Origin of the sequence: Saccharothrix luteola (assembly GCF_020859565.1) — a bacterium.
In the GTDB taxonomy this organism is placed as follows: domain Bacteria; phylum Actinomycetota; class Actinomycetes; order Mycobacteriales; family Pseudonocardiaceae; genus Actinosynnema; species Actinosynnema luteola.
Map to the genome: position 1 here is coordinate 90,791 of NZ_JAJHUO010000041.1, position 1,852 is coordinate 92,642.

Consider the following 1,852-nt stretch of genomic DNA (forward strand, 5'->3'; position numbering starts at 1 on the left):
GGGGGGGGGGGGGGGGGGGCGGGGGGGGGGGCGGGGGGCCGGGGGGGGGGGGCCCCCCCGGGGGGGGGGGGGGGGGCGGGCCCCCCCCCCCCGCCGTTGGGTCGAGGGTCAGAAGCGCGCGCCCACGTCCGCGCCGTTGCTCGGGCGCAGGAAGGTGGAGGACGGGATCGAGCCGTCGGCGGTGCGCGGGCCCGTGATCGTGCCCGGGTTCGTGCTCGTGAACGACCACGAGCCGCCGAGGTCCCACGAGTTGCCGGAGCCGCTGGAGTTCGAGCCGAGCGAGGCGTTCGTGCCGTTGGCCGCCGCCAGGTTCTTGGTCAGCGTGCTCGCCGAGCGGTCGAACTGGAACCCGGTCTTCGGGTTGTCCCAGGCCGTGCTGCGCTCGATCCGGTGCCGGCCGGGGTTGTTGTTGTCCACGAAGCCGCCGGCCGCGTTGTCCCACGTCATCGTGTTGCGGACGGTGTGGTCGGCGGCGACGCCGTTGCCGCCCAGCTTGAACCCGTTGCCGTCACCGGTGAAGTCGGGCAGGTTCCAGCGGTTGAAGCCGTTGCCCCAGGCCAGGCTGTTCTCCAGCAGGATCGGCGAGGAGAACATCCAGTAGTCGAGGCCGTCGTCGGAGTTGTTCCACAGCCGCGCGCCGCGCACGACGTTGCCGGTGCCGGAGCCCTCCTTGATGGCCAGGCCGTCGGCGCTCTCGCCGTTCTTGCGCGGGTCGCGGTTGCCGTAGGCGTCCAGGTTGACGATCTGGTTGTTGCTCGACGCGCCCTGGAGGTGCAGGCCGGACTCGTAGTTGTCGCGCGTGACGAGCCGGTCGAAGACGACGTTGTCAACGTCGAGGCCGAACACGCCGTACGGGCCGTGGACGATCTCCAGGCCGATCAGCCGCCAGTGGTCGCCCTCGATGTGCACGGCACCGCGTTCGGCGCGCGGGATGCTGGACCCGACGGCGCCCGGCGTGTGCGGCATGTTCTCGCCGTCGATGACCACGTGCTCGCCGTTGTGGTTGCGCAAGGTGATCGGCCGGCTCGCGGTGCCGTTCTTGAGCAGTTGGATGTTCGTGCTCGGCGCGTAGGTGCCGCCGCGGACGTGGATCGTGTAGCCGGGCTGGGCCAGGTCGACGCCGCGCTGGATGGTGCGCAGGGGCGCGGCCAACGTGCCCGGGTTGCTGTCGTTGCCGTCGGGCGCCACGTAGAGCGCGTCGGCGGGCGGTGGCGTGCCGTCCTGGGCGAAGTCCAGGTAGTCGACGTTCGGCAGGCCGGCCGAGGTGGTCGGGGTGAGCCGGATCGTGGCGGACCCTGACGGCACCGTCACGGCGAGGGTCTTCGAGGCCCACGTCGACCACGCGCCCGTCGCCTCGAAGGAGACAGACCGCACGGTGGAGCCGTTGACCACGAGGTCCGCGGTGCGGGCGGTCGTGCCGCCGTTGGCGAACCGGACCAGGACCGTCGCGGCGCCCGCGGCCGGGGCGGTGACGGTGAACTGCGCGTGGGCGCCGACGGCGTTGTCCGCGTTGCAGAATCCGGCGCCCGAGTAACCGGGCCAGTTGGCCTCGATCACGCCCGTGCACACCGCGGGCGCGGATTCGGCCTCGTGGTGCGTGGTCGCCGCGGTCGCCGCGGCGACCGGTAATACGAGAGCCGCGACGACCGCGGTGGCGACGACACAGGGTTTCAACCTCATTGTCTCTCCCTCGGTGTGACGCAAAGCGGCTTCCAAGTTCACGCTTCTGAACTGCACAAACAGTTCTGGGAGCGGTCCCAGCCGGGCACGTTAACGCACACCTTCGCGAGCACGCAATGTTTCGAGCGGGAGAATCTGCGGATTCACAATTATGAACGAATTGCGAGTCGGG

At 70.9% G+C, this 1,852-nt stretch carries 1 protein-coding gene; it reads right to left on the reverse strand.

Annotated elements, in window-relative coordinates:
• Positions 1 to 108: 108 nt before the first annotated feature.
• Positions 109 to 1,680 (reverse strand): right-handed parallel beta-helix repeat-containing protein, encoded by a 1,572-nt coding sequence (locus LNK82_RS41305; RefSeq protein WP_230572327.1) that lies wholly within the window; start codon positions 1,678 to 1,680, stop codon positions 109 to 111.
• Between the last annotated feature and the right edge of the window lie 172 nt (positions 1,681 to 1,852).